General features: G+C 52.9%; 1 rRNA gene. It reads right to left on the bottom strand.

Annotated elements, in window-relative coordinates:
- Window positions 1–162: 162 nt before the first annotated feature.
- Window positions 163–255: ribosomal RNA gene (locus M3673_RS18950) — 23S ribosomal RNA — on the bottom strand; the annotation flags it as partial.

Here is a 255-nt window from a genome sequence, read left to right as displayed (position 1 = left end):
AACTCTTGCGAACCCACACCACCACCACGAAAACAGGGCGGGTGTGGATCCAAGCCATTATTCACATATGCATGTGACGTGTTGTGTGACTGGTTCGTGGACGCGAACATACGCTGCAGATACAGGGCACTAGACCTCTTTGTAGGTCTTGTTGAATGAGTGTAAGACAAGCCCTCGGCCTATTAGTACCGGTCGGCTAGGCATCACTGCTGTACACCTCCGGCCTATCAACCCAGTGTTCTGCTGGGGGCCTTA

The organism is Nocardioides sp. P86 (assembly GCF_023712465.1).
In the GTDB taxonomy this organism is placed as follows: Bacteria; Actinomycetota; Actinomycetes; order Propionibacteriales; family Nocardioidaceae; genus Nocardioides; species Nocardioides kribbensis.
Note: the sequence above shows the minus strand (reverse complement) of the source record. Positions and strands in the feature narration are given on the sequence as shown.